The organism is Leucobacter sp. HNU, from assembly GCF_047946755.1.
In the GTDB taxonomy this organism is placed as follows: domain Bacteria; phylum Actinomycetota; class Actinomycetes; order Actinomycetales; family Microbacteriaceae; genus Leucobacter.
In genome coordinates this window covers 2962529-2988308 of record NZ_CP178837.1, presented here as the reverse complement: position 1 = coordinate 2988308, position 25780 = coordinate 2962529, and the positions used below count along the sequence as shown (strand labels likewise).

22 protein-coding genes, 1 tRNA gene and 5 pseudogenes are annotated in these 25780 nt (G+C 69.7%); 11 read left to right on the top strand and 17 right to left on the bottom strand.

The window, feature by feature from the left end; genetic code table 11:
* Positions 1-21: 21 nt before the first annotated feature.
* Positions 22-1086 (bottom strand): threonine aldolase family protein, encoded by a 1065-nt coding sequence (locus AB3K78_RS14595; protein ID WP_416444413.1) that lies wholly within the window; start codon positions 1084-1086, stop codon positions 22-24.
* A 183-nt stretch (positions 1087-1269) separates the two neighbouring features.
* Between AB3K78_RS14595 and AB3K78_RS14590 the strand changes: the two genes are divergently transcribed.
* Positions 1270-2169, top strand: a complete 900-nt coding sequence (locus tag AB3K78_RS14590) for a LysR family transcriptional regulator (protein WP_416444411.1) — start codon at positions 1270-1272, stop codon at positions 2167-2169.
* Between the two features lie 28 nt (positions 2170-2197).
* On the opposite strand, the gene AB3K78_RS14585 is transcribed toward AB3K78_RS14590, so the two are convergent.
* The 5 genes and pseudogenes from AB3K78_RS14585 to AB3K78_RS14565 all read right to left on the bottom strand — a co-directional run bounded on the left by AB3K78_RS14585 (position 2198) and on the right by AB3K78_RS14565 (position 5528).
* The gene (locus AB3K78_RS14585) at positions 2198-2635 is read right to left on the bottom strand and encodes a hypothetical protein (RefSeq protein ID WP_416444409.1); all 438 of its coding nucleotides are present in this window, start codon (positions 2633-2635) and stop codon (positions 2198-2200) included.
* Complete coding sequence (locus tag AB3K78_RS14580) at positions 2628-3491, bottom strand: serine hydrolase domain-containing protein (protein WP_416444407.1); 864 nt, start codon at positions 3489-3491, stop codon at positions 2628-2630. Before AB3K78_RS14580 ends, AB3K78_RS14585 begins: the two co-directional genes overlap by 8 nt.
* Positions 3488-4450 (bottom strand): HTTM domain-containing protein, encoded by a 963-nt coding sequence (locus AB3K78_RS14575; RefSeq protein ID WP_416444405.1) that lies wholly within the window; start codon positions 4448-4450, stop codon positions 3488-3490. The genes AB3K78_RS14580 and AB3K78_RS14575 overlap by 4 nt, the downstream gene beginning before the upstream one ends.
* Positions 4447-4958, bottom strand: a pseudogene (locus tag AB3K78_RS14570) (DUF5819 family protein). The gene AB3K78_RS14575 and the pseudogene AB3K78_RS14570 overlap by 4 nt, the downstream one beginning before the upstream one ends.
* Before the next feature lie 234 nt (positions 4959-5192).
* Positions 5193-5528, bottom strand: coding sequence for a hypothetical protein (locus AB3K78_RS14565; RefSeq protein ID WP_416444403.1), 336 nt, complete (start codon positions 5526-5528; stop codon positions 5193-5195).
* Between the two features lie 87 nt (positions 5529-5615).
* Here AB3K78_RS14565 and AB3K78_RS14560 point away from each other — a divergent pair, with 87 nt between their 5' ends.
* On the top strand, positions 5616-6173 hold the full coding sequence (locus AB3K78_RS14560) for an ArsR/SmtB family transcription factor (RefSeq protein WP_416444401.1): 558 nt from the start codon (positions 5616-5618) through the stop codon (positions 6171-6173).
* A gap of 162 nt (positions 6174-6335) precedes the next feature.
* Here AB3K78_RS14560 and AB3K78_RS14555 read toward each other — a convergent pair.
* A tRNA-Leu gene (locus tag AB3K78_RS14555) sits at positions 6336-6419 on the bottom strand.
* Positions 6420-6639: 220 nt separating this feature from the next.
* Here AB3K78_RS14555 and AB3K78_RS14550 point away from each other — a divergent pair.
* The 8 genes and pseudogenes from AB3K78_RS14550 to arr all read left to right on the top strand — a co-directional run bounded on the left by AB3K78_RS14550 (position 6640) and on the right by arr (position 16227).
* The gene (locus tag AB3K78_RS14550) at positions 6640-7869 is read left to right on the top strand and encodes an FhaA domain-containing protein (RefSeq protein WP_416444399.1); all 1230 of its coding nucleotides are present in this window, start codon (positions 6640-6642) and stop codon (positions 7867-7869) included.
* Positions 7853-8074 carry an FHA domain-containing protein gene (locus tag AB3K78_RS14545; protein WP_416444397.1) on the top strand — a complete coding sequence of 74 codons (222 nt, stop codon included), beginning with the start codon at positions 7853-7855 and terminating at the stop codon, positions 8072-8074. Before AB3K78_RS14550 ends, AB3K78_RS14545 begins: the two co-directional genes overlap by 17 nt.
* 2 nt (positions 8075-8076) lie before the next feature.
* Complete coding sequence (locus tag AB3K78_RS14540) at positions 8077-9327, top strand: Stp1/IreP family PP2C-type Ser/Thr phosphatase (protein ID WP_416444395.1); 1251 nt, start codon at positions 8077-8079, stop codon at positions 9325-9327.
* Positions 9324-10730, top strand: a complete 1407-nt coding sequence (locus AB3K78_RS14535; protein WP_416444393.1) for an FtsW/RodA/SpoVE family cell cycle protein — start codon at positions 9324-9326, stop codon at positions 10728-10730. Before AB3K78_RS14540 ends, AB3K78_RS14535 begins: the two co-directional genes overlap by 4 nt.
* Positions 10727-12208 carry a peptidoglycan D,D-transpeptidase FtsI family protein gene (locus AB3K78_RS14530; RefSeq protein ID WP_416444391.1) on the top strand — a complete coding sequence of 494 codons (1482 nt, stop codon included), beginning with the start codon at positions 10727-10729 and terminating at the stop codon, positions 12206-12208. Before AB3K78_RS14535 ends, AB3K78_RS14530 begins: the two co-directional genes overlap by 4 nt.
* Entirely contained in the window at positions 12205-13980 is a 1776-nt protein-coding gene (locus AB3K78_RS14525; RefSeq protein ID WP_416444389.1) for a protein kinase domain-containing protein, read from the top strand. The genes AB3K78_RS14530 and AB3K78_RS14525 overlap by 4 nt, the downstream gene beginning before the upstream one ends.
* Before the next feature lie 80 nt (positions 13981-14060).
* Positions 14061-15590, top strand: a pseudogene (gene pknB / locus AB3K78_RS14520) (Stk1 family PASTA domain-containing Ser/Thr kinase); the annotation flags it as partial.
* Positions 15591-15816: 226 nt separating this feature from the next.
* Entirely contained in the window at positions 15817-16227 is a 411-nt protein-coding gene (gene arr, locus AB3K78_RS14515; RefSeq protein WP_416447370.1) for an NAD(+)--rifampin ADP-ribosyltransferase, read from the top strand.
* A gap of 51 nt (positions 16228-16278) precedes the next feature.
* Here arr and AB3K78_RS14510 read toward each other — a convergent pair.
* The 8 genes and pseudogenes from AB3K78_RS14510 to AB3K78_RS14475 all read right to left on the bottom strand — a co-directional run bounded on the left by AB3K78_RS14510 (position 16279) and on the right by AB3K78_RS14475 (position 23723).
* Positions 16279-16916: pseudogene (locus AB3K78_RS14510) on the bottom strand (anthranilate synthase component II).
* A 342-nt stretch (positions 16917-17258) separates the two neighbouring features.
* Positions 17259-18044, bottom strand: a pseudogene (locus AB3K78_RS14505) (class E sortase); the annotation flags it as partial.
* Between the two features lie 77 nt (positions 18045-18121).
* A complete protein-coding gene (locus tag AB3K78_RS14500) occupies positions 18122-19285 on the bottom strand; it encodes a cysteine desulfurase family protein (protein WP_416444387.1) in 1164 nt (387 codons plus the stop codon).
* Positions 19285-20136, bottom strand: coding sequence for a carboxylating nicotinate-nucleotide diphosphorylase (nadC, locus tag AB3K78_RS14495; protein ID WP_416444385.1), 852 nt, complete (start codon positions 20134-20136; stop codon positions 19285-19287). Before nadC ends, AB3K78_RS14500 begins: the two co-directional genes overlap by 1 nt.
* Complete coding sequence (locus tag AB3K78_RS14490; protein ID WP_416447369.1) at positions 20133-20411, bottom strand: hypothetical protein; 279 nt, start codon at positions 20409-20411, stop codon at positions 20133-20135. Before AB3K78_RS14490 ends, nadC begins: the two co-directional genes overlap by 4 nt.
* 252 nt (positions 20412-20663) lie before the next feature.
* Positions 20664-21724, bottom strand: a pseudogene (locus AB3K78_RS14485) (FAD-binding protein); the annotation flags it as partial.
* Positions 21721-23013, bottom strand: a complete 1293-nt coding sequence (gene nadA / locus AB3K78_RS14480) for a quinolinate synthase NadA (protein WP_416444383.1) — start codon at positions 23011-23013, stop codon at positions 21721-21723. The pseudogene AB3K78_RS14485 and the gene nadA, both read right to left, overlap by 4 nt.
* Positions 23010-23723, bottom strand: a complete 714-nt coding sequence (locus tag AB3K78_RS14475; protein ID WP_416444381.1) for an NUDIX hydrolase — start codon at positions 23721-23723, stop codon at positions 23010-23012. Before AB3K78_RS14475 ends, nadA begins: the two co-directional genes overlap by 4 nt.
* 101 nt (positions 23724-23824) lie before the next feature.
* Between AB3K78_RS14475 and AB3K78_RS14470 the strand changes: the two genes are divergently transcribed.
* Entirely contained in the window at positions 23825-24100 is a 276-nt protein-coding gene (locus AB3K78_RS14470; RefSeq protein WP_416444379.1) for a cell division protein CrgA, read from the top strand.
* Positions 24101-24388: 288 nt separating this feature from the next.
* On the opposite strand, the gene AB3K78_RS14465 is transcribed toward AB3K78_RS14470, so the two are convergent.
* Together AB3K78_RS14465 and AB3K78_RS14460 are read right to left on the bottom strand one after the other, a co-directional pair.
* Positions 24389-25258 (bottom strand): rhomboid family intramembrane serine protease, encoded by an 870-nt coding sequence (locus tag AB3K78_RS14465; protein WP_416444377.1) that lies wholly within the window; start codon positions 25256-25258, stop codon positions 24389-24391.
* Between the two features lie 3 nt (positions 25259-25261).
* Positions 25262-25771, bottom strand: a complete 510-nt coding sequence (locus AB3K78_RS14460; protein WP_416444375.1) for a peptidylprolyl isomerase — start codon at positions 25769-25771, stop codon at positions 25262-25264.
* Between the last annotated feature and the right edge of the window lie 9 nt (positions 25772-25780).

Here is a 25780-nt window from a genome sequence, read left to right as displayed (position 1 = left end):
TGTGCGAGAACGGCAGGGGCATCAGCGCGTCAGCTCCGCGGCGAGCGCCCCCGCGAAGGCGTCGACATCGGCCTCGGTGGTGTCGAACGAGCAGACCCAGCGCACCTCTCGGCGCGCGGCGTCCCAGTCGTAGAACGCGAAGTGCTCGCGCAGGCGATCCGCGACCCCCTCGGGCAGGATCGCGAAGACGCTGTTCGCCTCGGTCTCCCGCGTGAGGACGACGCCGTCGAGTCCTTCGACGGCGGCACGGAGCCGGGCCGCCATGCGGTTGGCGTGCGCGGCCGAACGGAGCCAGAGTCCGTCCTCGAGGACCGCCAGGAACTGCGCCGAGACGAAGCGCATCTTGGAGGCGAGCTGCAGGTCCGTCTTGCGCAGGTAGGCGAGGCTCCCGGCGCTCTCGGGGTCGAAGGCGACGACGCATTCGCCGAACACGAGCCCGTTCTTCGTGCCGCCGAACGACAGGGTGTCGATGCCGAGGTCGCCGGTGAAGGAGCTCGCGGGCACGTCGAGCGCGGCGGTGGCGTTCGCGAGTCGGGAGCCGTCCAGGTGCACCTTCATCCCCAGACCGTGCGCGTGGTCGACGATCGCCGCGATCTCGTCCACCGAGTAGCGGGTGCCGAGCTCGGTCGTCTGACTGAGCGAGACGGCGAGCGGCTGCGCCCGGTGCACGTCGCCCCAGCCCCAGGCCTCGCGGTCGATGAGCTCGGGAGTCAGCTTGCCGTCCTCGCTCGGCACGGTCAGCAGCTTGACGCCCGCGATCCGCTCAGGAGCGCCGTTCTCGTCGACGTTGATGTGCGCGGTGCTCGCGCAGATCACGGCGCCCCAGCGCGGCACCATGGCCTGCAGTGCGATCACGTTGGCGCCCGTGCCGTTGAACACCGGGAACGTCTGCGCGGTTTCGCCGAGCAGTTCGCGCATCACCCGCTCGAGGCGCGCCGTGTAGGCGTCCTCCCCGTAGGCGGCCTGGTGCCCGCCGTTCGCGATGGCGAGCGCCTCGAGCACCTCGGGGTGGGCGCCGGAGTAGTTGTCGGAGGCGAAGCCCCGCGACGCGGGGTCGTGCAGCTTCGGGAAGCGGGTAGCGGTCATGGTCGAGCCTTTCTGTCGGGCGGGATCGTTCCTCCGGTCGTCGCGGGGCGTTCTGTGCTGTTCACGGGTCCGCTGTTGGAGGCGGCGGAGGCGCCGGCATCGAGCGCCGCGCCGTCATCCATGCTCACGCGGAGCAAGCATCGGAAGAACGCGGGGCTCACGAATTTTGCGTAAGATCTGCTTATGCTCGATCCGCAGAAGCTCCGGGTGCTCCGCGAGGTCGCCCGGTCCGGATCCATCGCGGGAGCCGCCGATGCCCTGGGCTGCACCGCTTCCGCCGCATCCCAACAGATCTCGACGCTCGAGCGGACGCTCGGCGCGAGCCTCCTCGAGCGCTCGCCGCGCAGCGTGCGCCTCACCGAGGCCGGCCGCGTGCTGGCGGAGCGCGCCGACCGCGTGCTCGTCGAGATCGCATCGGCCGAGCGCGCCGTCGCGGACGTGGCGGAACTGCGCGACGGCCGCCTGCGCGTCGCGGCCTTCAGTTCGGCCGCCGGGACCCTCGTCGTGCCCGCGCTCCGCACCTTCCGCCAGCGTTTCCCCGGGATCGAGCTCTCGTTCGTCGAGGTCGAGCCCGAGGACGCGGTCCCCGCCGTCGCCGCCGGGGAGTTCGACCTCGCGATCACCCACCAGTACCGGCAGCTCCCCCGCCCCGAGATCTCCGGGCTGCGTCAGTTCCTCCTCCACAGCGAGGATCTGCTGCTCGCGCTGCCGCCTCGGCTGCACTCCCCCGACCGCTCCCCCGCTCGCCTCGAAGAATTCGCCGACGCCACCTGGATATCGACGCTCATGCCCGTCGGATTCCAGGCCCTCACCGAACTCGTCTGCCGCGCGGCGGGCTTCGAACCCCGGATCGGCTTCCGCGCCGACACCTACGACCTCGTCCTCGCCTTCGTCGCGGCCGACTTCGGGCCGGCGCTCGTGCCCGAGCTCGTCGCGCAGCCTCGCGCCGGCGTGACCTACCGGCCGTTCGTGGAGTCCACGCAGCGCGACATCCACATCACGGTGCGCGACGTCGAGCCCTCGCCCGCCGTCGCGGCGATGATCGACATCTTCCGGACGCGCCAGGGGCGCCTGCGCCGCTGACCGGCCGCGGGGCGGCTGACGCGCGTCCTCAGACGAGTTTCTGCGGTGTACGCAGTTGCTCGCGGAGCTCTTCGGTGCCCACGATCTCCTGGAATACACGCCGCGCGTACCGCGCGTCCGATCGACGGTAGCCGACCGCATGGTGCGAGCTCAGTTCGAGACGGACGGTCTCGCCCTGTCTGCGGAACTCCAGGAACATGGCTTTCGGGTCCGGTGTCGCAACCACCCAGGCAATCCCGGCAAGAACCAGCGGAACAACGAGGTCACCGATCCAGGGATGCATCCATCGAGTCACCGGGATCCGAAGGTCGGACACTTCCAGAGCCTCCCATCCCAGCCGCTCGAGCGTATTCTCGCCGCTGCAGTACAGCGCATCGTCCGGTGTGAGGAGCAGATGGAGCGCCTCCACGTCTCCGATGGCGAGGCCCGTCGAAAGCGCGGTGAACGGGCCGCGGCGTTCACGCATCGATTGTCTCCTCATATCGGTCCATCGTGTGCTGCGCGAGTCTGTCCGCCGACCCCATAAGATGCCCACTGGTGTGGGCTATGACGGTGAGGCGTGTTCGAGGGTCCGTGACGACGCACGCTCCGCTGTCACGAGTCTGGCCGTTGTGCCAGAGCCGTTCACCCAAGACCTGCCAGCCGACCACGGTCGGATCCTCAGGGGTTGGATGTGTGGCATGCACGGTAAATCGAAGGAGGTCTTCGAGCGTGGACCAGGTTCCACCCGCAGCGGAGTAGGGACCATCCGCGATCTTCCAGGGTTCTCGTCGCCCCCGTCCCCACCCGTTCAGCAGCGCTCGAGTGTCCCCCGGCCCCGGATGCAGCGTGGCGGTGCCAGCTCCGGCCGGCCCGAGAACATGCAAGCGCGCCTGCTCGAACCAGTGGGAGCCGGTGCAGCGTTCGATGATGATGCCGAGTAGCGCGTACCCGAGGTTCGAGTACTCTTCGGTTCCCGGAATCCTCGGGGGAAGGGGAAGACGAGCAAGCTCTCGCTCAAAACCGGGTCCGTCGAGGCCGCTAAACGGATCTGAGAAGATACCGCTCTTCATCCCAGGATGGACGCGCGGCAACCCTGAACGGTGCCGCGCAAGGTCGCCGATGGTCGCTGTTGGGTGCAGGCCGGAGCACTGTACATACTCGCTCGCAGGCGTTTCGTAGGAAAGCCTTGCGGACCGGACCAGCTCGGCAACGGTCGCCGCGACGAGCGGCTTCGTGACGCTCCCCCACTCGACCAGGGCATCGGGAGTGTAGGGCGGGTGGAACTCCTGGCCGACCACGGTGTTCCCGTGAACCGCGATCCATGCGCGCTGCCGCCTCATGCGAGGGCCGTCTCAGTGCTGGCGAATCGAAGCCGTCGAGCGATGGCTAGTCGGATTTCTCCGGCCGCCCGCACCACGTGCTGATTGACGAACAACAAGTCAATGGCGATCATGATGAGCGCGAAGCTCGTGAGCCCCATCAGAATCCCGATCGCAAGATGGAATGCTGCCATGAGTGCCACCGCGATCGGTCTGCCTGCGGGGAAAAGGACGAGCACGGGAAACGCGATGGATGTGAGGACTGTCGCATAGCTTGCGAGCACGATCAGCCAGTCGAAGTGGAAGATGATCTCCGTAATCCCTGGCCAGAAGAACTCGGGCGTTCGGAGAATGTAGTAGATCGCTGTCCCATCCTGCCAGAGCTGTCCTTGCACCTTATACAAGCCGGCCATGAGATAGACGATGCACACCTGGCCGGCAATGAGCAGGAGACCCGTATTGTGCGCCACCGTCCCGAGGTTCCACTTCGCCGGCCCGGGAGTCCAGATTGGCCGGTGTATACGGAACCGGTCGAAGCATCGTGTGAGGAGCAGGAACGGGACAACGATCATCATGAGGTTGTCTCCGCCATCGAGCAGCATCGGGTTTGTCATGAACAGCGACCAGAGCAGCACGAAGTGGAGGCCCAGGGCTCCACGGCCGCCGACTCCGAGTGCGATCAAGATCGTGACCAGGATGCCGACGTGGAAAAGGAACTCGAACCAGATGAGCGAATCCGAAAGCAAGTAGACCGACCAGCCGCTCGAACGTTCGAAGTACCCAGAGAGAAGGTCGTGCCCGTAGTATCCCTCTGGTCCATGCAGGAGGCGTCGGTTGCCGTAGTCCTCGAGGTAGAAGGCAAGGCCACATATCCCGATAACGCTTCGCAGTAGGCCCAACGCCGCGACCGCGTGAGGCGCCGCTGTCATCCAGGTGTGGGCGCGGGACCAGATCCGGAACGGCAAAAGTGCGCTGTTCATTCCGGTTTGATCCATTCCGAATCCATGTAGGAGATCTCCCCACGCTTCTTCATGTCAGTGCGGTCCGTCCAGCCCGGGAACTTATGGATCACGTATCGAAGCTGCACGGAATCGACTCGACCTTCGCATGCCGCCTGCAGACGGACCGCACTGAACCGCGTCATTGCCTTCTTGGTAATCAAGCTTCTCTCGTCTTGCTCGGTCCGCATGGCGTTGACGAGCTCTCGGAGTTCCTTTCGGTCATCCTTACTCAGAGATTCTTCTCGATTTTCGAGCTCATCGATGATCTTCGGCTGCCCAAACAGGTCAACGATGCCGTTACTGATGATCCGGGATTCCCGCGAGGGGAAGGGGCGCCGACTCTGAAGCTTTTCAATCACCGGGGTCGTGACGTCGATGTACGAGGTTTCCTCCCCGAGGCGCAACGCCCCTTTGCGATGATGCCTCGCTCGTCGCTCACCGGGTCTGGAGCGAAGAGCTGCCACCCTTGTGGAAAGTGGGGGTGCATGTAACTCGAGATCAGGGGTTCAAGTTGCAGCTTCACGGGGGTGTTCGGGCCCGCCAAGATTGCTGCCGAAACAAGATAGCCCGCAACGAGGAGACCGGCCAGGCCAACCAAGAAATGCGATAGCAAGCGTTTGGGTCGTGGGCTCTCTGTGGTGATTTGTCGCACGCGCGAGTGTCTTCCGGTAGTGATGTGGACGGGGGCCAGGGGCGATCCGGAGCAGATCGCCCCTGGTTCCTACCGATCGAAGTAGGCCGAGGCCACCTCGGTATTCAGTCCGACACCGGATTCAGTGCGCATCATGCCGAACAGGGCCTTCGTGAGAGAAGCGTTCTTCGCCATCATCGTGACCTGCCTGGTCAGCGAAGCTGCCGTGAAAGCCCGAGCGCCTGCGGCGGCGACCGCAACTGCAGCCGGCACAGCACGGGGCTGGACGTCAGTCGTCGGCGTATCGCCCTGTGCCGCGATCTCGTACACGCTCTGCTGTGATCCCGACTGGCCCTCCCCTGTCGCATGCGCCGCGACCGGAGCCATGAGCATCAGGGCGAGGACGGCCGCTGCCGTCGTCGTCACTCTCTTCCGCATGATGTTCCTCAGTTTCTCGTACGCTGGCGTTGCCAGCACTGCCGTTGAAGTCGCACCGGACGATTCAGGCGCCGCGTGCAGTACGAGCGTACTGAGATTATGCAATTACGTAAAGGTGGAAAAGTGAGCGTTGAAAACGAGTCTTCCTCGAGCAACGCAGACCTCGAGAGACGCATATCCGCAATCGAGGCACTCTTGCGCACTCGCCCCGAAGCAGCAAGGACCGAGAATCCGTATTGGATCCTCGAAGGTATTCAGGAACGCGCCGAGGGTGCCGGTGAGGTCCACTACGCCGGAGTGTTCCGCGCGGATGAGGACCGCGCAGTGGAGTGGCAGTACGGCCTGGCCGTCTCTTCGCTCACCGACCTCACCTGGGGCGACTTCGCCCCGTCGGTCACTGCCCTTGCACATCCGGTACGACTTGAGATCCTGAAAGAACTCCTCGTCACCCCGAAGACAGTGGCCGAACTCGCCGCGCAGGATGCATACGGCACCACCGGGCAGATCTACCATCACGTCAACAAGCTGGAGTCCGCGGGATGGCTTTCCCCGACCGGGCAGGGACGGCACTCCGTTCCTGCAGCTCGAGTGATCCCAGTCCTCGCCCTCATGACCATCCTCGCGACGCCCTAGTTTGCCTCGAACTGAACGGCCGCAACGACCAGCAGCCCGAAAGGGCGATCGATCGCGCTCGTCTCCCCGCCGACGGCGAGGAGACGAGCCGCCGCAGGACGGGTCCCGAAAACGCAGCAGGCCCCGGATCAACCGATCCGGGGCCTGCTGTTTTCTTACTCGTGCGCGAGGGGGGACTTGAACCCCCACGCCCTTTCGAGCACTGGCACCTGAAGCCAGCGCGTCTGCCAATTCCGCCACTCGCGCGAGTCTGCCGCCGGAGCCGAAGCGCCGGGCAACCAGACCAGCTTAGCAGGGTCAGCACGTTCTGCCAAAGTCGACGACGCCCGGCGCGATTTGGACCCCGTTCAGCAGCTCCGAGTAGCATGAGCAACACTCGAGGAGTGTGCGCGGCCCCGGCCGTCGCCCCCTCGCACACCGAATCCGACGGCGCATGCCGACCGAACAGCACGAGGGGAGGCACGGAATGGGAATCCTCGACAGCGTGGAGCGCGGGCTCGAGCGCGCCGTGAACGGCGCCTTCGCGCGCACCTTCCGTTCCGGCGTCCAGCCCGTCGAGATCGCTTCCGCTCTGAAGAAGCAGCTCGACGTCGGCTCCGTGATCGTGGATCGCGACCGCACGCTCGCCCCGAACCGCTTCGTGGTGCGCGTCTCCGAGTCCGACGGCACCCGGTTGCAGCGCATGGGCGGCCAGCTCGAGACCGAGCTCGTCGGGGTCGTGCGCAAGCACGCCGCCCGCCAGGAGTACCAGCTGCTCGGCGAGCCCGACGTGGAGATCCGGGTCGATCCGCAGCTGACCACGGGCGTGCTCGAGGTCGACGCCAGCCAGGTGAAGGGCGGCGTGGAGTGGATCCCCGCCCTGGAGGTCGACGGCCAGCGGCATCAGCTCCGCACCGGCACGACGGTGATCGGGCGCGGCAGCGACTGCGATATCCGGCTGAACGACACGGGCGCCTCGCGCCAGCACCTCCAGGTGCTGTGGGATGGCAAGGCCGGCCTCGCCCGCGACCTCGGCTCGACCAACGGCTCCAAGATCAACGGCCAGCGCTTCCGCGAGGCCGCGCTGAGCCCCGGCACGGTCATCACGATCGGGCAGACCCAGCTGCAGTTCCAGCTCGTCCCCGCCCGCTCGCAGAGCGCGGCTCCGTCGCAGCGGCCCGCCGCCGCGACGACCGCGATGCCGACCCCGCAGGAGCGCGACCTCGCCCGGGAGCCACGGCCGGGTTCCCGCGCGAGCAGCGCACCGCGCACGCCGCCGTCGGCCGGCGGCAGCGACTCCCCGGCATCGACCAGGACTTCTGGAGGGGATTGTGAGCGAGCTGACTCTGCTGATCCTCCGCATCGGCTTCCTGCTGCTGCTGTGGTTCTTCATTTTCTCGATCGTCTACGCGCTGCGGAGCGACCTGTTCGGCGCTCCGGTGCGCAAGCTCGGCGGCGAGGGCCGCGGGCGCGGCGCGCAGAGCCCGATCCCGGGCGTCGCGAACACGCCGGCACCCGCTCCGGCGGCCGCACCGCCCGTCGCCGCTCCGCAGGTCCCCGACTCGATCCGCATCCCGGCCGCCCCCGTGGTCACCCCCACGGGCGGGGCGCTCCCCTCCGCCGGCGGCAGCACGGCCCGATCCCTCGTCATCACCTCGGGCGTCGCCTCGGGCACCGCGATCCCCCTCGACGAGGACCTGGTGACCATCGGCCGTAGCCCCGACTCCACCCTCGTCATCGTCGACGAGTACACCTCGACCTATCACGCGCGCCTCAACCGCGTCGGCGAGCAGTGGACCCTGACCGACCTCGACTCGACCAACGGCACCAAGCTCGACGGCCAGCGCGTCTCGGGCCCGGTCCCCCTCCCCACGTTCACGCCCGTCACCATCGGCACGACCACCTTCGAGCTGAGGCCCTGACCGTGGCATTCGGTTTCGCGAGCGCCATCGGCTCCCACGTCGGCATGGTGCGATCCAACAACCAGGATTCGGGCTTCGCCGGCACGCAGCTCTTCCTGGTGGCCGACGGCATGGGCGGCCACGCGGGCGGCGACGTCGCCTCGGCCCTCGCCACGCAGGCCATGGCGCGACTCGACGAGGACCACCTCGAGACCCCCGAGGCCGCGACCTCGACCCTGCGCCAGTCGCTGCTCGATGCGAACCGCATGCTCCGCTCCACGGTCTCCGACCGCCCGGAGCTGTCGGGCATGGGCACCACGTTCTGCGGGTTCATGACCGTCGACGATCGCCTGGCGCTCGCCCACATCGGCGACTCCCGCCTCTACCTGCTGCGCGACGGCAGCCTGCAGCAGATCACCAAGGACCACACCTTCGTGCAGCGCCTCGTCGACAGCGGCCGCATCACGGAGGAGGAGGCGAAGACCCACCCCCGCCGCTCCGTGCTCATGCGCGTGCTCGGCGACGTCGATTCGAGCCCCGAGATCGACACCGCGGTGCTCGACACCGTTCCCGGCGACGTCTGGCTGCTCTGCTCCGACGGCCTCTGCGGCTACGTCGAGGACGTCGACATCGAGAAGATCATGCGTCGGCGCAGCTCGCTGCAGGGCGCCGTCGACGCGCTGATCGACAAGAGCCTCTCGCACGGCGCCCCCGACAACGTGACCGTCGTGCTCGTCGAGACCACCCCGGAGCCGATCCCCGAAGAGCAGCTGCCCGGGCCGCGCTTCGCGGGCAGCGCCGCGGCCGAGATCCCCGGCGGCGAGCGGATCAGCACCGCCCGCAACAAGATCCTCAACCGCCGCCGCACCGTGCGCCGTGCGACGCCCGTCGCCGAGAGCCACTTCGAGCCGCGCGTCGACGAGTACCTGGCCGAGCTCATCGCCGAAACGCGCCGCCGCAACCGGCAGCGCCGCCTGCTCTGGCTGCTCGGCGTGCTCGCGATCCTCGGCGGCATCGCCGCCGCGCTCGTGCTCGGCTACCAGTGGACCCAGACCCGGTACTACGTCGGCACCGACGGCAGCACCGTGATCATCTACCGCGGCGTGCAGCAGGACATCGGCTCCCTCTCGCTGCACTCCGTGGCCGAGAACACCGAGATCCCGCTCGACGCCCTCGACGGCAACGAGCAGCGCCAGGTGAAGCGCACGCTCAGCGCCGACTCCCTCGAGGAGGCGCGCGACATCGTGCTGCGGCTGGGGGTGCCGGGCAAGTGAGCAAGCAGAGCAAGACGAACGAGCCGCGCACCTTCGAGCAGACCCGCACCAGCGAGACGGTGCTGCAGCGCATCACCGCGATCCGCGCGCCGCGCCTGCTGCGCGGACTCGAGCTCGCGCTCGTGGTGTTCGCGCTCGCGATCGGCGTCGCGGCCGTCGTCATCACCGATCTCACGCTGACCGGCAATCCGAGCACCGCGCTGCTGCCGACCGGGATCATGTTCGTGGTCGCCGTGCTCGGCCTGCACTTCACGGTGCGCTGGGTCGCTCCCGACGCCGACCCCCTGATCATGCCGATCGCCGTGTTCCTCAACTCGCTCGGCGTCGCGATGATCTACCGGATCGACCTGGCCAAGAAGCTCACCGGCTGGGACTCGTTCTCGATGAAGCAGCTCGTGTGGTCGACCATCGCCATCGTCGCGGCCATCGTCGTGATCACGGTGATCCGCAATCACCTGGTGCTGTTCCGCTACACCTACCTCACGGGCCTCGCGGCCGTCGTGCTGCTGCTCCTGCCGATGCTCCCGGGCATCGGCATCGAGCTCGGCGGCGCACGGGTCTGGATCAAGCTCGGCGCCTTCACGTTCCAGCCCGGCGAGATCGCCAAGATCCTGCTGGCCGTCTGCCTCTCGGGCTATCTGATCCGCAACCGCGAGGCGCTCTCGATGGTCGGCCGCAAGTTCGCCGGCATCCGGTTCCCGCGCGGCCGCGACCTCGGCCCGCTGCTGCTGTTCTGGCTGGCGGCCATGTCGGTGCTCGTGTTCCAGCGCGACCTCGGCACCTCGCTGCTCTACTTCGGTCTGTTCCTGTCGCTGCTGTACCTCGCGACGGGCCGCATCGGCTGGATCATCCTCGGCGGCGGCCTCTTCCTCGTCGGCGGCCTCATCGCGAGCCAGACCCTCGCCTACGTGCACAAGCGCTTCGCGAACTGGCTCGACCCGTTCGCCGACCCGCAGGGCGCCAGCTACCAGCTCGTGCAGGGCCTCTTCGGCATGGCCAACGGCGGCATGACCGGCACGGGCCTCGGCCAGGGCTTCCCGCAGGACACCCCGGTCTCCGAGAGCGACTACATCATCCCCAGCCTCGGCGAGGAGCTCGGGCTCATCGGCCTCTTCGTCGTGCTCGCGGCGTACCTGCTGCTCGTCGGCCGCGCCCTGCGCATCGGCTTCGCCGCGCAGGACGACTTCGGCAAGCTGCTCGGCGCCGGCCTCGGCTTCGCGTTCGCGCTGCAGGTCTTCGTCGTCGTCGGCGGCGTGACCCGCGTGATCCCCCTCACCGGCCTCACCGCGCCGTTCCTCGCGGCCGGCGGATCCGCGCTCGTCTCGAGCTGGATCATCGTCGCCCTGCTGCTGCGCCTGTCGAACTCGGTGCGCAACCGACCCAAGCTGGTGATCCGCGCATGAACAAACCGCTCAAGCTCCTCACCCGCACCGTGTTCGGCATGTTCTTCGTGCTGTTCTTCGCCGTGACCATGATCCAGTTCGTCTCGGCCGACGATCTGCGCTCCAACGCGCTCAACCAGCGCACGGTCAAGAACAGCTACAAGATCGAGCGCGGATCGATCCTCGTCGACGGCAACCCCGTCGCCTACTCGACGCCCACCAAGGACACCTACCGCTTCGCCCGCAACTACAAGGACGGCGAGATCTACGCGCCCATCACGGGCTACTACTCGCACTCCCAGGGCATGACGGGCCTCGAGTCGGCCATGAACCAGGAGCTCTCGGGCATCGGCGACTCGCAGTTCTTCACGCGCCTCATGCGCACGATCACCGGCGTCGAGCCGCAGGGCAGCTCGGTCTCGACCACCATCGACGCCAAGGCGCAGCGCGCCGCCTGGGACGCCATGCAGGGATTCGAGGGCGCCGTCGTGGCGCTCGACCCCAAGACCGGCAAGATCCTCGCGATGGTCTCGACGCCGAGCTTCGATCCCGCGAAGCTCTCCTCGAACGACGACGCGCAGATCATCACGAACTACCACCAGCTCACCGCGGATCCGAGCAAGCCGCTCGACAACCGCGCGATCGCGGGCGACACCTACCACCCCGGCTCGACGTTCAAGCTCGTCACGGCCGCGGCCGCCATCGAGGCGGGCAAGGCCAAACCGTCGAGCACCTACCCGAACCCGGCGCAGCTGACGCTGCCCCAGTCGAGCTCCGTGATGCAGAACGCCTCGCGCACCGCCTGCGGCCCCGGCGACAAGGTATCGCTCGAGCGGGCGCTCATCCTCTCCTGCAACATCCCGATCGCCGAGATGGCCATGGGCATGGATCTGAACACCGTGTCCGACATGGCCCGCAAGTTCGGCTTCGAGCAGGACCTGCAGATCCCGCTCAAGGTCACCCCGAGCGCCTCGCCGAACCCCATCGACAAGGCCCAGGCGGCGAGCGCCTCGATCGGGCAGCTCGACGTGCGCGCCACGCCGCTGCAGATGGCCATGGTCTCGGCCGGCATCGCCAACGAGGGCACCGTCATGAAGCCCCAGCTGGTCGACGAGATCATCACGCCCGACCTGCGGGTCGAGCGGAAGTTCTCGGCCGAGGAGTTCAGTCAGCCCATCTCCAAGGCCACGGCACAGACGATGACTGACATGATGGAGCGTGTGGTCGCCGATGCCGACGGCACGGGGCACCTCGCCGCCATCGATGGCGTGCGCGTCGCCGGCAAGACCGGCACCGCCGAGAACGGTGTCCAGGAGAACGGCGCGGACCGCCCCTACACTCTCTGGTTCACCGGGTTCGCGCCGGTGCAGGACCCGAAGATCGCGGTGGCAGTGGTGATCGCGAACGGCGGCGGGGAACGGTTTGGAAATGTCGGGAGCTCGTACGAACTCCCGACCAAGGTCGGAAAACAAGTGATGGAAGCGGTGTTGAGCGAATGAGACCTACGGCAGGAGTCACGTTCGGTGGGCGCTACGAGCTGAGCTCGCGGATCGCCGTCGGCGGCATGGGCGAAGTCTGGAAAGCCACCGACAGCATCATCGGCCGCTCCGTCGCGATCAAGATCCTGAAGGACGAGTACATGGGGGACCCCGGGTTCCTCGAGCGGTTCCGCGCCGAGGCGCGGCACGCCGCGCTCGTCAATCACGAGGGCATCGCCAACGTGTTCGACTACGGCGAGGAGCAGGGCTCCGCCTACATCGTCATGGAGCTCGTGCCCGGCGAGCCGCTCTCGACCATCATCGAGCGCGAGGGCAAGCTGCCGCCGGACCGCGTGCTCGGCATCGTCGCGCAGACCGCGACCTCGCTGCAGGCCGCGCACGACGCCGGCCTCGTGCACCGCGACATCAAGCCGGGCAACCTGCTGATCACGCCCGAGGGTCGCGTCAAGATCACCGACTTCGGCATCGCCCGGATCGCCGACCAGGTGCCGCTGACCGCCACCGGCCAGGTGATGGGCACCGTGCAGTACCTCGCGCCCGAGCAGGCGAGCGGGCACACCGCGACGCCGTCGACCGACATCTACTCGCTCGGTGTCGTCGCCTACGAGTGCCTCGCCGGCAAGCGCCCGTTCACGGGCGAGTCGCAGGTCGCCATCGCCATGGCGCAGATCAACGACACCCCGCCGGACCTGCCCGAGGAGATCCCCGCGCCCGTGCGCAACCTCGTATACGCGTGCCTCGCGAAGGCCGCCGAGGATCGCCCGCAGACCGCGGCGAAGCTCGCGCAGGCCGCGACCGCGCTGCACCGCGGCGACGTGCGCCTCGCGGCGAGCTACGTGCCGCAGGTGCTCGGCACCGCGACGGCCGACGCCACGCAGGTGCTCCCGCAGACGCAGGTCGCCGATGCCGCGACGACCGCGCTGCCGCAGACCACCGCGCTGCCCGGCACCGCGCAGCTCGGCCTGCCGGTCGACGGCGAGCCGGAGGGCGAGGTCGAGGAGAAGCCGAAGAAGAAGCGCAGCCCCTGGACCTGGCCGCTGATCACGCTGCTCGCGCTCCTGCTCATCATCGGCGGCGGCACCGCCATCGCCCTGCTGAACCAGGGCGGCGACAAGCCGAAGGCGACGAACACCAAGACGACGACCTCGACCAAGCCGACGACGTCGAAGACGACCGAGCCCCCGAAGCCGACCACGGGCGTGGTGGATTCCGCGAAGCTCGTCGGGATGAACGCCGACGAGGCGAAGGCCTACCTCGAGGGCATCGGGTTCACGAACGTCAGGACCGAAGCGGGCAACCCCGGCCCCGACGACAAGGTGAACACCGTCACCGAGGTCAATCCGACCGGCAACGACGTGCCGTTCGACGAGGCCATCGTGCTGACCTTCAGCGCCAAGTTCGGCGATGCCGCGAAGCCCGGCACCCCGACCGGTCCCGCGACGGTCCAGACGGGCCAGACCTTCGCGGTGCAGGGCATCACGGCGAGCTGCCCCACGGGCCTCACCGTCGACAGCTTCGACGTGAAGGTGACCGGCGGCACGCTCGTGAACTCGCCCAGCCAGGGGAGCGCGCAGATCCAGGCCGGCACTGCGGCAGGCCCGCTCACCGTGAGCTACACCTACACCTGCTCGGGTCCCGCCCAGCGCACCTCGCCCGCCTCCGACACCCTCACCATCCAGGTGCAGGCGGCGGGCGGCGCGAACGCGAACGCCGGCGCGAACGGCGGATCCGACGCGACGACGGGCGCCAACGGTACCGCGTTGGCGAACTAGCCCGACCGGGGCTGCGTCCCGGGATCCCAGGATCCTCCCTTTAGACTGAGAAGATCGCGAGCAACGGAAGGTTGGTGAGCATGTCCGAGAGTACGGACGTCGGCGAGCAGCGAATCCTCGCCGGTCGTTACGCCATCGGCGAGTTCATCGGCCAGGGCGGGATGTCGACCGTCTACCGCGGCACCGACACCAAGCTGGGTCGCCAGGTCGCCATCAAGGTGATGAAGGCGAACCTGGCGGGCGACGAGCAGTTCCGCCTGCGGTTCCGGCAGGAGGCGCAGTCCGCGTCGCGCCTCGCGCACCCCAGCGTGGTGCGCGTGCTCGACGCCGGCGACGACCTGATCCAGACCGCCGACGGCCCGCAGCGGCTGCCGTTCATCGTCATGGAGTTCGTCGACGGGCAGAACCTGCGCCAGCTGCTCGGCCAGGGCCCGCTCTCGCACGCCGAGGCGTGCCGCGTCGTCGACGCCGTGCTCACCGCGCTCGAGTACTCGCACCGCGCCGGGATCGTGCACCGCGACATCAAGCCCGCGAACATCATGATCACCCGCAGTGGGCAGGTGAAGGTGATGGACTTCGGCATCGCCCGCGCCGTCTCCGAGACCTCGTCGACGGTGCAGCAGACCACCGCGATCCTCGGCACCGCCGCCTACTTCTCGCCCGAGCAGGCGAAGGGCGAGACGGTCGATGCGCGCACCGATCTCTACTCGGTCGGCGTGCTGCTCTACGAACTCCTCGCCGGCGACGTCCCCTTCCGCGGCGACACCGCGGTGGCTGTCGCCTACCAGCACGTCAGCGAGCGGCCCCAGCCGCCCACCGAACGCAACCCCTCGATCCCGCCGGAGCTCGAGCGCATCGTGCTGCACGCGCTGGCGAAGGATCGCGCCCGCCGCTTCCAGTCGGCGTCCGAGTTCCGCGAAGCGCTCGCGCTCGCACTCAGCGGCACCATGCCGAAGCTCGGCGGTTCCGACGACCAGACCAACGTGCTGTTCTCCGGCGGCGACGAGGTCTCCGAGTCCGAGCTCGCCCTGCGCCAGCTGTCGGAGGGCGGCGGCACCCGCACCCAGAGCCGCCCGCCGGTGATGTGGACCTGGGCCGCGATCCTGACCGTCGGCGCGGTGATCATCGCCGTGGTGTTCTGGCTCATGACCCTCGCACCGAAGGACATCCAGCCGAGCAACACCCGGCAGGCGCCCGAGCTCGTGAACGTCGAGAAGGACACGGCGCTCAAGACCCTGAAGGACATGGGCATCGTCGCGGTCCCCGTCGAGCAGAGCGACGACAAGGTCGCCGCCGGCCACGTGATCAGCACCGATCCCGCGGGCGGCAGCAAGATCGATCTCGACACCTCGGTCCGGGTCGTCATCTCCACCGGCCCGGTATCGCCCGACGTGCCCGACTTCCAGAACCTCTCGGTCGCGGAGTACACGAAGAAGCTCGAGGGCCTCGGCCTCTCCATCGGCGTGATCAAGAAGCAGGACGACGCGGTCGCACCCGCCGACCGCGTGCTCGCGGTCAGTCCGGCCGTGGGGACCGGGCTCAAGCCGGGCGATTCCGTGCAGATCACGATCGCGAGCGGCAGCGTCAACGTGCCCGACGTGAAGGGCCAGTCCCTCGACGCGGCCAAGTCGCTGCTCAGCGGGCTCGGCCTCGACGTCACGGTGACCCCCGCAACACCTGCCCGCAGACGGCCAACCTGCCGATCGTCGAGCAGTCCGCGGCCGGTCAGCAGCCGCAGGGCACCAAGCTCGAGATCTTCTACTGCGCCGGCTGATCCCCGCCGATCCCGGTCGATCCTCGCGTGTGCTCCGCAGTTCGGCGGAGTAGTCTGTGGCGATGACCGCCGCACTCGACGAGGGACCGTTCTTCCACGGGACGAAGGCCGAGCTGCCCGTCGGCGAGCTGCTGACCGCGGGATTCCGGTCGAACTATCGGCCCGAGATCGTGATGAACCACATCTACTTCACGGCGCTGCGCGACGGGGCCGGCCTCGCCGCCGAGCTCGCCGCGGGCGACGGGGAGCCTCGGGTCTACCTCGTGGAGCCGACGGGGCCGTTCGAGGACGACCCCAACGTGACCGACCAGAAGTTCCCGGGGAACCCGACGCGCTCGTACCGCAGCACGGAGCCCCTGCGGATCGTCGCCGTGGTCGACGACTGGACCCGGCTGAGCCCCGAGGCCCTGCAGGGCTGGCGGGACCGCCTCGCGGCGATCCGCGACGACGAGCGCGGCGAGATCATCAACTGAGGATCCCGCGCCCGGCGCCGCCGAGCAGCCGCAGCGCCCGCCTCGGCGCGCTCAGTCGCGCGCGAGCAGCGGCGAGAGCGTCGCGGCGACCTCCGCCGCGTTCGCCGCGCCCGTGACCGCGAGCCAGTTGCCGAGCTGCTGGTAGCCGCCCTCGGTGAGCACCGACTCCGGGTGGTACTGCACGCCGTAGATGGGCAGCTCGTGGTGGCGGAGCGCCATGATCACGCCGCCGGCCGTCTCGGCCGTCACCGTGAGCTCCTCGGGCACGGTACCGCTGACGACCGCGAGCGAGTGGTAGCGGGTGGCATCGAACTCCTCGGGCACGCCCGCGAAGAACGCATCGCCGTGATGCCGTACGCGCGAGACCTTGCCGTGCATCAGCTCCTCGGCGTGCGTCACGGTCGCGCCGAGCGCCTCCGCGATGGCCTGGTGGCCGAGGCAGACGCCGAGCAGCGGGATCCCGGTGCGCAGGGCGATGCCGACCATGCCGATGGAGACGCCCGCGTCGGCGGGGTCCCCGGGCCGGGCGAGACGAGGACGCCGTCGTAGTCGGCGACGAGCTGCTCCAGCTCGCCGAGGCCGACCTCGTCGTTGCGGATCACCCGGGTCGTCGCCCCGAGCTGCTGCAGGTACCCGTTCAGGGTGTAGACGAAGCTGTCGTAGTTGTCGATGACCAGGATGCGCGTCATGAGGTGACCGTCACTTCCTCCGTGGAGAGCTGCATGGCGACCCACGGGTAGACGTAGGTGATGAGGACGAAGACGAGCGCCGCCGCGACGAGCAGCAGCACGATGATGCGGAGCCACGCGGGGCCGGGGAAGAAGCGCCAGAGCAGGGAGAACATCAGCCCACCTTTCCGATCTGCGAGGCCGCGTGCTCGACGGGGTTGCCGGCGGGGGCGTTCGGATCCTTCGACTGCTTCGCGACCTCGGGATTGACCTTGGCGAGCGCGGCCGGCGGCCCTCGGACAGGGGCTGGAAGCCCTCGAACACCGCGTAGCCGATGGCGCGCTCCGCGCTGCCCGCGAGCTTCGGGTGGCAGGTGGTCAGGGTCATGATCTGGTCCTTGCCCGGGGTGCCCTCGAGCCGCGGGAAGGGGTTGAGCACGTCGGTCTCGTTCGGCAGCACGTACTCGACGTTGCGGAAGCGGTACGTGTACCAGCCCTGCGCGGTCTCCACGTACAGCGGATCGCCCACGCGCAGGTTCATGATCTCGCGGAACGAGTTGATGAGCGGGCCCGAGCGGTGGCCCGCCACGACGAAGTTGCCGGGCTGGCCCGGCATCTGCGTGTTCTCGTAGTGGCCGATGCCCTTCTCGTCGAGGTTGAGCACGGTCCACCAGTCGGTGGTCTCGGCCATCCGGTTGGCGTAGGTCTTGCCGAAGGCGGGCACGTAGAGCACGCCGAACACCTGCGCGGCTTCGGGCTTCGGCACGACCGGCACCTTGCCGTCCCACTTGGGCTGCTCGGCCGCCTGCTCGCGCCACTTGGCCGAGTCGTCGGCCGAGAGGCCGGCCTGCTTGTCGACGACGGCGAGGCCGGTGTGCCAGGGCTGCCAGACGAGGTAGCCGAACACCGCGATGCCTGCGACGAGCAGGAGCTCGCCGATGACCGTGAGCGGGCTCAGCCGCCCGCGACGGCGCGTGCGGCCCCGGCCCGCGGCCGCTCCGCCGGAGGCCTTCGCGCGCGGAACCGCCTGCCCGGGCGGCTCCTCGACCTCGAAGCCGAGCGAGCGCACGGCGTCGAGATCGGGGTCGCGTCGGGGCTGCGACGCGCGCTGCTCGCGACGTGCGCGCCGCGAATCGGAGGGATCGACCATTCGCTCATTCTACGGGCGCGACGTGCACGGGTCCTTTGCGGCTCCTGTGTCCTCGCGGAACGTCCCCGGCCCGGCGGTCACCGCCCGACGACGGCCTCGACGGAGGCGGCGACGAGCGCCGCGAGCCCCTCGGGGTCCGCGACGGGCGCGCGGCCGAAGGTGAAGCGGATCGCGGTCTGCGCCACCACGGGATCGATCCCGCAGGCGAGCAGCACGTGCGAGGGCTCGTCGCTGCCCGCGGCGCACGCGGATCCGCTCGACGAGACGATGCCGCGGCGCTCGAGCTCGAGGAGCACCGACTCGCCGCTCACGCCGGCCAGGGTGAAGCTCGCCGTGGCGGGCAGCCTGCGGGCCGGGTCGCCGAAGGCGGGATCTCCCGTGGGCGATGCGCCGGGCACGAGCCGGAGGACCGCGCGCGCGAAGCGGGCGGTCGCGTCCCCGACGCGGGCGACGACGGCCTCCCGCTCGGCCTCGGCGAGTTCCAGCGCGATGGCGAGCCCGACCGCTCCCGCGACGTTCTCGGTGCCCGAGCGCCGTCCGCGCTCCTGCCCGCCGCCGTGCACGAGCGGCTCGACCGGCACCCGACCTCGTACCGCGAGGGCGCCGATCCCCTTCGGCGCACCGAGCTTGTGGCCGGCGATCGAGACCGCGTCGGCGCCGATCCCGTCGAGCGCCAGCCATCCGGCCGACTGCACGGCATCGAGGTGCACGAGCGCGCCGCGCTGCCGCGCCACGGCGACGAGCGCCGCAGCGTCCTGCACGGTGCCGACCTCGTTGTTCGCGTGCGCGACGCTCACGAGCGCCGGACTGTCCGGACTGCCCGGCCCGTCCGTCGCGTCGAGCGCCGCGTCGAGCGCCGCCGGTGCGAGCCGGCCCGTCGGATCGACGGGGATCCGGGTGCCGCGCACCCCGTGGAACCGTTCGAGGTAGTCGAGGGAGGCGAGGACCGATTCGTGCTCGATCGGCGTCGTGAGCACGCGGTCCGCCCCGGTTCCGAGCGCGATGCCCTTGAGCGCGAGGTTGTTGGCCTCGGTTCCTCCGGCGGTGAAGACCACGTCGCCGGTGCGCACCCCGAGCACGCGCGCGACCCGGCGCCGGGCGTCCTCGAGCAGCGCGGCCGCCGCTTCGCCGGCCGTGTGGCGGCTCGAGGGGTTGCCGAATGCGCCGGTCAGCGCCGGACGCATGGCGTTGAGCACCTCCGGCCGGATCGGGGAGGTCGCGGCGTGGTCGGCGTAGAGCATCAGTCGATCCGCACGTCCAGGCCCAGGTCGAGCGCGCGGGCCGAGTGGGTGAGCGCACCGACCGAGATGACGTCGACGCCGGTCTCGGCGATGGCGCGCACGGTGCCGAGGTGCACGCCGCCCGAGGCCTCGACCAGGGCGCGGCCGGCGATGCGCTCGACACCCGCCCGGAGGTCGTCGAGCGAGAAGTTGTCGAGCATCACGGTGTGCGCGCCCCCGGCCAGGGCCGCTTCGATCTGGTCGAGCCGGTCGACCTCCACCACCACGTGGGTGGTGTGGGGCAGCCGGGCGATGCCGGCGCGCAGCGCTTCGGCGAGGTCGAGGCCCCGGGCGCGCAGCACCGCGAGGTGGTTGTCCTTCGCCATGACCGCGTCCGACAGGGTGCGCCGGTGGTTGCTGCCGCCTCCGCTTCGCACCGCGTGCCGCTCGAAGGCGCGCAGACCCGGCGTGGTCTTGCGGGTGTCGGCGATGCGCGCGCCGGTGCCCGCGACGGCAGCCGCGTACTCGGCGGTGACCGTCGCGATCCCGCTCATGCGCTGGGCGAAGTTCAGCGCGACCCGCTCGGCGGTGAGGATCCCGCGGGCCGGTCCGGAGACCGAGGCGAGCGCCTCCCCGGCCCCGAACCGGTAGCCGTCGGCCGCGCGCAGCTCGACGGCGATCCCCGGGTCGGTGAGGGCGAACGCCGCCGCGAACACGTCGCCCCCGCTGAACACCCCGGGTTCTCGCGCGACGAGGTCCGCCGTGGCGTGCGCGTCCTCGGGCAGGAACGCCGTGCTGGTTAGGTCGCCCCAGGGCGCGTCCTCCTCGAGCGCGGCCTGCACGGTGCGGGTCAGAATGGGCTGCGGGATCATCGTGCTCCGATCGGTTCGGGTGCGGGACGGAGCGCCTCGGCTCCGTCGTCGAGTCGGTGGTGGGCCCCGAGGGATCCGGTGCGGGCGCGAGCCGCGGCGACGGTGGCCCGGGCGAGCCGCAGCAGGTTGGCGTCCTCCCGGGCCTGCCCGTCGCCCGGCGCGGGTGCTGCGACCTTCGCGGCCTTCGCGGTCTCCGCGGCCGCCCAGCCGTCGAGCACCCGAGCGGCCTCGGCCAGGCCGGCCCCGGTGCGCAGCAGCCCGGCGTGCTCCCACATGAGCGCTTGCAGGGCGCCCCGCGAGAAGCGGGGGCCGCCCGCCGGGGCGCTGGCCGTGGGACCCGCGGCGTGCGCGGCCTCTGCCTCGGGGCGCGGCGCGTCCGGCCGGTGATCGTTCCATCGTGCCCCGCTCGACCGGAGCTCGTCGTCCAGCGCCTCCGCCGCCCGTGCGCCGAACACGGCTCCCTCGAGCAGCGAGTTCGAGGCCAGCCGGTTGGCGCCGTGCACGCCGGTGCGCGCGGTCTCGCCCACGGCGAAGAGCCCCGGCAGCGAGGTGCGACCGCAGGCGTCGGTCTCGACGCCGCCCATCAGGTAGTGCTCGGCCGGCGTCACGGGAACGGCCTCGCGGGACCAGTCGATCCCGCGCCGACGCAGCTCCCGATCCACCGTGGGGAATCGCCGCGCGAGCGCTTCGGCGCCGAGCGCCGTCGCATCGAGGCGGACGGGTCCGCCCGTCTCGGCGGCACGGGCGGCCACCGCGCGCGCCACCACGTCGCGCGGTGCGAGCTCGGCATCGGGATGCTCGTCGAGCAGGAACCTCCGCCCGCCGGCGTCCAGCAGCAGAGCGCCGGCGCCGCGCAGCGCCTCGGTCAGCAGGAACGGCTCGCCCGCTGCCAGCACCGTCGGGTGGAACTGCACGAATTCCAGGTCCGCGACCCGGACCCCCGCCCGGAGCGCCGCGGCGATCCCGTCGCCCGTGGCCCCGACCGGGTTCGTGGTGGGCGAGAACAGCTGCCCGGCGCCACCCGTGGCGAGCACCACCGCGTCGGCTTCGACCTCTTCGCCCGAGACCAGGCGGATCCCGCGTACGCGACGTGCGGGGCTGCGCCGCCGCCCCGTTCCACCAACAGCTCGGCGAGCATCGCGCCGGTGCGCAGCACGACCCGGGGGCGTGCGCGCAGCGCATCGAGCAGCGCCCGCGAGATCTCGGCCCCCGTCGCATCGCCGCCGGCGTGCGCGATGCGCGGCAGGGTGTGCGCCGCCTCGAGCCCGCGCGCGATGCCACCCGCCGCGTCGCGGTCGAAGCGCGTTCCCAGCGAGACGAGGCGCTCGATCGCGGCGCACGCGCCCGCCGTCAGCGCGGCGACCGCGGCGGGATCCCCGTGCCCGGCGCTGGCGCGCAGGGTGTCGATCGCGTGCAGCTCCGGGGAATCGCCCGGCCCGTACGCGCCCGCGATCCCGCCCTGCGCCGCGGCGGTGCACCCGTCGACGAGCGCGCCCTTCGTCACGAGCACCACCTCGTGGCCCAGCTCGTCGGCGCGCAGCGCCGCGGTCAACCCGGCGACGCCGGAACCGACGACGACCGCCCTCACGGCCGCGCAGCCAGCATGCGCTCGAGCGCGACGCGCGCCGGATCCGCGACCGCGGGCGGCACCTCGATCCGGTTCACCGTGCGCCCGGCGACGAGCTCCTCCAGCACCCAGGCGAGATACCCGGGGTGGATCCGGTACATCGTGGAGCAGGGGCAGACGACGGGATCCAGGCAGAAGATCTCGTGCTGCGGGTGCTGCGCCGCGAGGCGCCGCACCAGGTTGATCTCGGTGCCGATCGCGAAGGTCGCGGGTTCGGTCGCCGCCTCGATCGCCTCGCGGATGTAGGCGGTGGACCCGGCCTCATCGGCGGCGTCGACGACCTCCATCGGGCACTCGGGATGCACGATCACGCGGACCCCGGGGTGCTCGGCGCGGGCCCGGTCGATCTGCGCGGTCGTGAACCGGCGGTGCACCGAGCAGAAGCCATGCCACAGGATCACGCGCGCGTCGCGCAGCGTCTCGGCCGAGGAGCCGCCGAACGGGCGGTGCGGGTTCCACATGGGCATGCGGTCGAGTCCGACGCCCATCTCCTTCGCGGTGTTGCGGCCCAGGTGCTGATCCGGGAAGAACAGCACGCGGCGTCCGCGCGCGAACGCCCACTCGAGCACCGTCCGCGCGTTCGACGAGGTGCACACGATCCCGCCGTTGCGGCCCACGAAGCCCTTGATGGCGGCCGAGGAGTTCATGTACGTGACCGGGACCACCGGAAGGAGCCCGTCGGCGTCCGGCGCATCGAGCGGGCCGAGCACCTCGGCGAGTTGTTCCCAGCACTCCTCGACCTGATCGATGTCGGCCATGTCGGCCATCGAGCAGCCGGCCGCGAGGTTGGGCAGGATCACGGCCTGCTCGGGGCCCGAGAGCAGGTCGGCGGTCTCCGCCATGAAGTGCACCCCGCAGAACACGATCGCCTCGGCCTCGGGGTGCCGCTTCGCCGCGACGGCGAGCTGGTAGGAGTCGCCGACGTAGTCCGCGTGCCGCACGACCTCCTCGCGCTGATAGAAGTGCCCGAGCACGACGACCCGGTCGCCCAGGGTCTCGCGCGCGGCAAGGATCCGCGCCTCCAGCTCGGCCTCGTCGGCCTCCCGGTATGCCGCGGGCAGTTCGCCCTGCCGGGGCGAACCCGTCGGGATCACATCGCCCATGGACGATCCCGGGCCGTAGCCGGGGACCGCGTCGAAGGTCCACGGCCCCGCGGCCAGATCGGTGCTGCAGACGCCGTCGTCGCCCGCACCGACGAGTTCGAGGATCCGGTGGTCGACGGAGGGATCGAGGGAGACTGGGGTGCTCATCGGAGGCTCATTTCTTCGGAGGAGAGGGGGCCGCGGTCGGCCAGCTCGGCGTCGGGGCTGGATCGGTAGAGTCGCGCGGGCCGGTGGTTCCCGGTGCGGAAGTCGTCGGTGGCGATCAGCGTGCCGCTCGACTCGACCTGGCGGCGGAAGTTCGCCGGATCGAGCCTGCGACCGAGGATCGTCTCGACGGCCTCGCGCAGTTCGGCGAGCGTGAACTCCTCGGGCAGGAAGCCCTGGGCGACTCGGCTGTAGCCGACCTTGTTGCGCAGGCGCCACAGCGCGTACTCGATGATCTGCGCGTGGTCGAACGCCAGGGGCGGCAGGTCGTCGGCATCGAACCAGCGGACGTTCTCGGGTGCGAGGCCCGTGCGCCGGTACTCGGCGCTCTGCGCGTCGACCTGGTCGGAGCGCAGCAGCGCCCAGTAGACGATCGACACAACGCGGCTGGGTGAGCGATCGACGGCGCCGAAGGCGTAGAGCTGCTCCAGGTAGCTGGGCGCGAGGCCCGTCGTCTCGGCGAGCGTGCGTGCCGCGGCGCCCACCGGCGCCTCGGTCGCGGTCAGCCAGCCGCCCGGCAGCGCCCAGCGATCGGCGAACGGTTCGCGAGTGCGGCGCACGAGCGGCAGCGAGAGCACGACGCCGCGCTCGGTCCGGCGCAGGGTGAGGATCGCGGTGGACACGGCCACGTCGATCCCGGAACTTCTGGTCATGATGACTTTAACCTCCGCGATCCATCTTAGTGTCTTCGGCACCTTTAGTGCGAACGGGAATATCAGCGGGTCCCCGCCGGTTACCGGATAGACTCTTGGGCATGGCAGCAGCTGCAAAAGATGTGAGCAAGCGCAAGGCGTCCCAGGTGACGCGCACCCGTGCCGAAGCGCGCGAGGCCCGCGAGGACGCCCCGAACCCGGTCTGGTTCAAGCCGGTCATGTTCGGCTTCATGCTGCTCGGTCTGCTCTGGATCGTGCTCTACTACATCACCAGCTCCTCGCTGCAGCTCCCGATCCCCATGCTCGGTCAGGCCAACATCTTCGTCGGCTTCGGCCTCGTGCTCGTCGGCTTCCTCATGACCCCCTGGTGGAAGTAGCCCCCACCGATACGAAAAGGCCGCCCGCCGCATCCTGAGATGCAGTGGGCGGCCTTTTCGTATCGGTCTCCGTCGGGTCCGGGCCCGAACCACACTCGTCAGGAGCGTTAACACCCAGACTTATCCACAGTTTTCTCCCCAACTGGGGAGGAACTACACCGGTGTGATTTTTCGGGGTGCAGGATCTCGGAATCGCGCCCTGACCAGGTCAGAACAGAGCCTGGGACGGGACCGGCGACACGACGAAGTAGGCGAACGTGAGACCGATGAGCAGCGCGGCGATGCCGATCAATCCACCGATCCGCGCCCCCTGCGACGCGGGCCGCGGGTCTGCACGAGGACCCACATCGTGAGCGCGCCCACGGCGAGGCCGCCGAGATGGGCCTGCCAGGAGACGCTGTTCCCCGGGATGAACCCGATGCCGACGTTGATCGCGATGAGCACCGCGAGCGAGGTGATGCTGACGCCGGCCGCGCGGAACGCCACGAGCGTCGCACCCATGACGCCGAAGATCGCACCGGAGGCCCCGACCGTCGGCACGACGACCGCTGCCGGATCGGCGTAGGCCCACAGCATCGAGCCGATCGCACCGCCGATGCCCGAGAAGAGGTAGAGCCAGAGGAACGGCATCCGGCCGAGCAGCTGTTCGAGATTGCGCCCGAACAGCCACAGCGTCAGCATGTTGAAGAGGATATGGAAGATGCTGCCCGTGGAGTGCGTGAACATCGCCGTCACGAAACGCCACGGCTCGTACATCTGGGGCAGCGCGTGCGCCGGGGCGAACCAGAGCTCCTGCGTGAATCCCGGGATGAGCATCTGCAGCGCCCACACCACCACGCAGGCGATCATGATCCCGTAGGTGACCACGGGTGCGTCGGTCGCCGCGAGCCGCCGGCCCATCACCGTGACCCTGCGGGCGGCGCGGTGCTGCGTGCGCCCCGGGCCGAGCCCGGACGCGCGAGCGCCCCCGCGGAGCTCGCGCATGCACTCGGGGCACAGCACGCCGACGGGGGCGTTCGTCTGGCACTGCGCGCAGATGGTGCGACCGCAGCGTTGGCAGAGGGTGAAGCTGGGCGAGTCGGGATGCCGATAGCAGACGTCGTTCGGACCGTACTCCGCGCGCTCGCCGAACTCCGGCCGCGACCCGCCCGAGCTCACGCCTCAGGCCTCGACGATGTCGACGCCGGTGATGACGACGTCCTCGACGGGGCGATCCATCGCACCGGTCTGCACGCCCTCGATGGCGTCCACGACGGCCTTCGAAGCATCGTCGGCGACCGCGCCGAAGATGGTGTGCTTGCCGTCCAGCCACGCCGGAGCGATCGTGGTGATGAAGAACTGCGAGCCGTTGGTGCCCGCGAGGCGGCCCGTCATGTCGGGGCGCTTGCCCGCGTTGGCCATGGCCAGCTGGTAGGGCTCGGTGAAGCGGAGCTCCGGGTGGATCTCGTCGTCGAAGGTGTAGCCGGGCCCGCCCGTACCGGTGCCGGTCGGGTCGCCGCCCTGGATCATGAAGTCCTTGATGATGCGGTGGAAGATGACCCCGTCGTAGAAGCCCTTGTTCGCCAGGTCGACGAAGTTCTTGACGGTCTTCGGAGCGTGGTCGCCGAAGAGGTTGATGACGATGTCGCCGTGGTTGGTGTGAACGGTCGCGACCGCAGTGTGAAGAGTCATGGCAGTAAT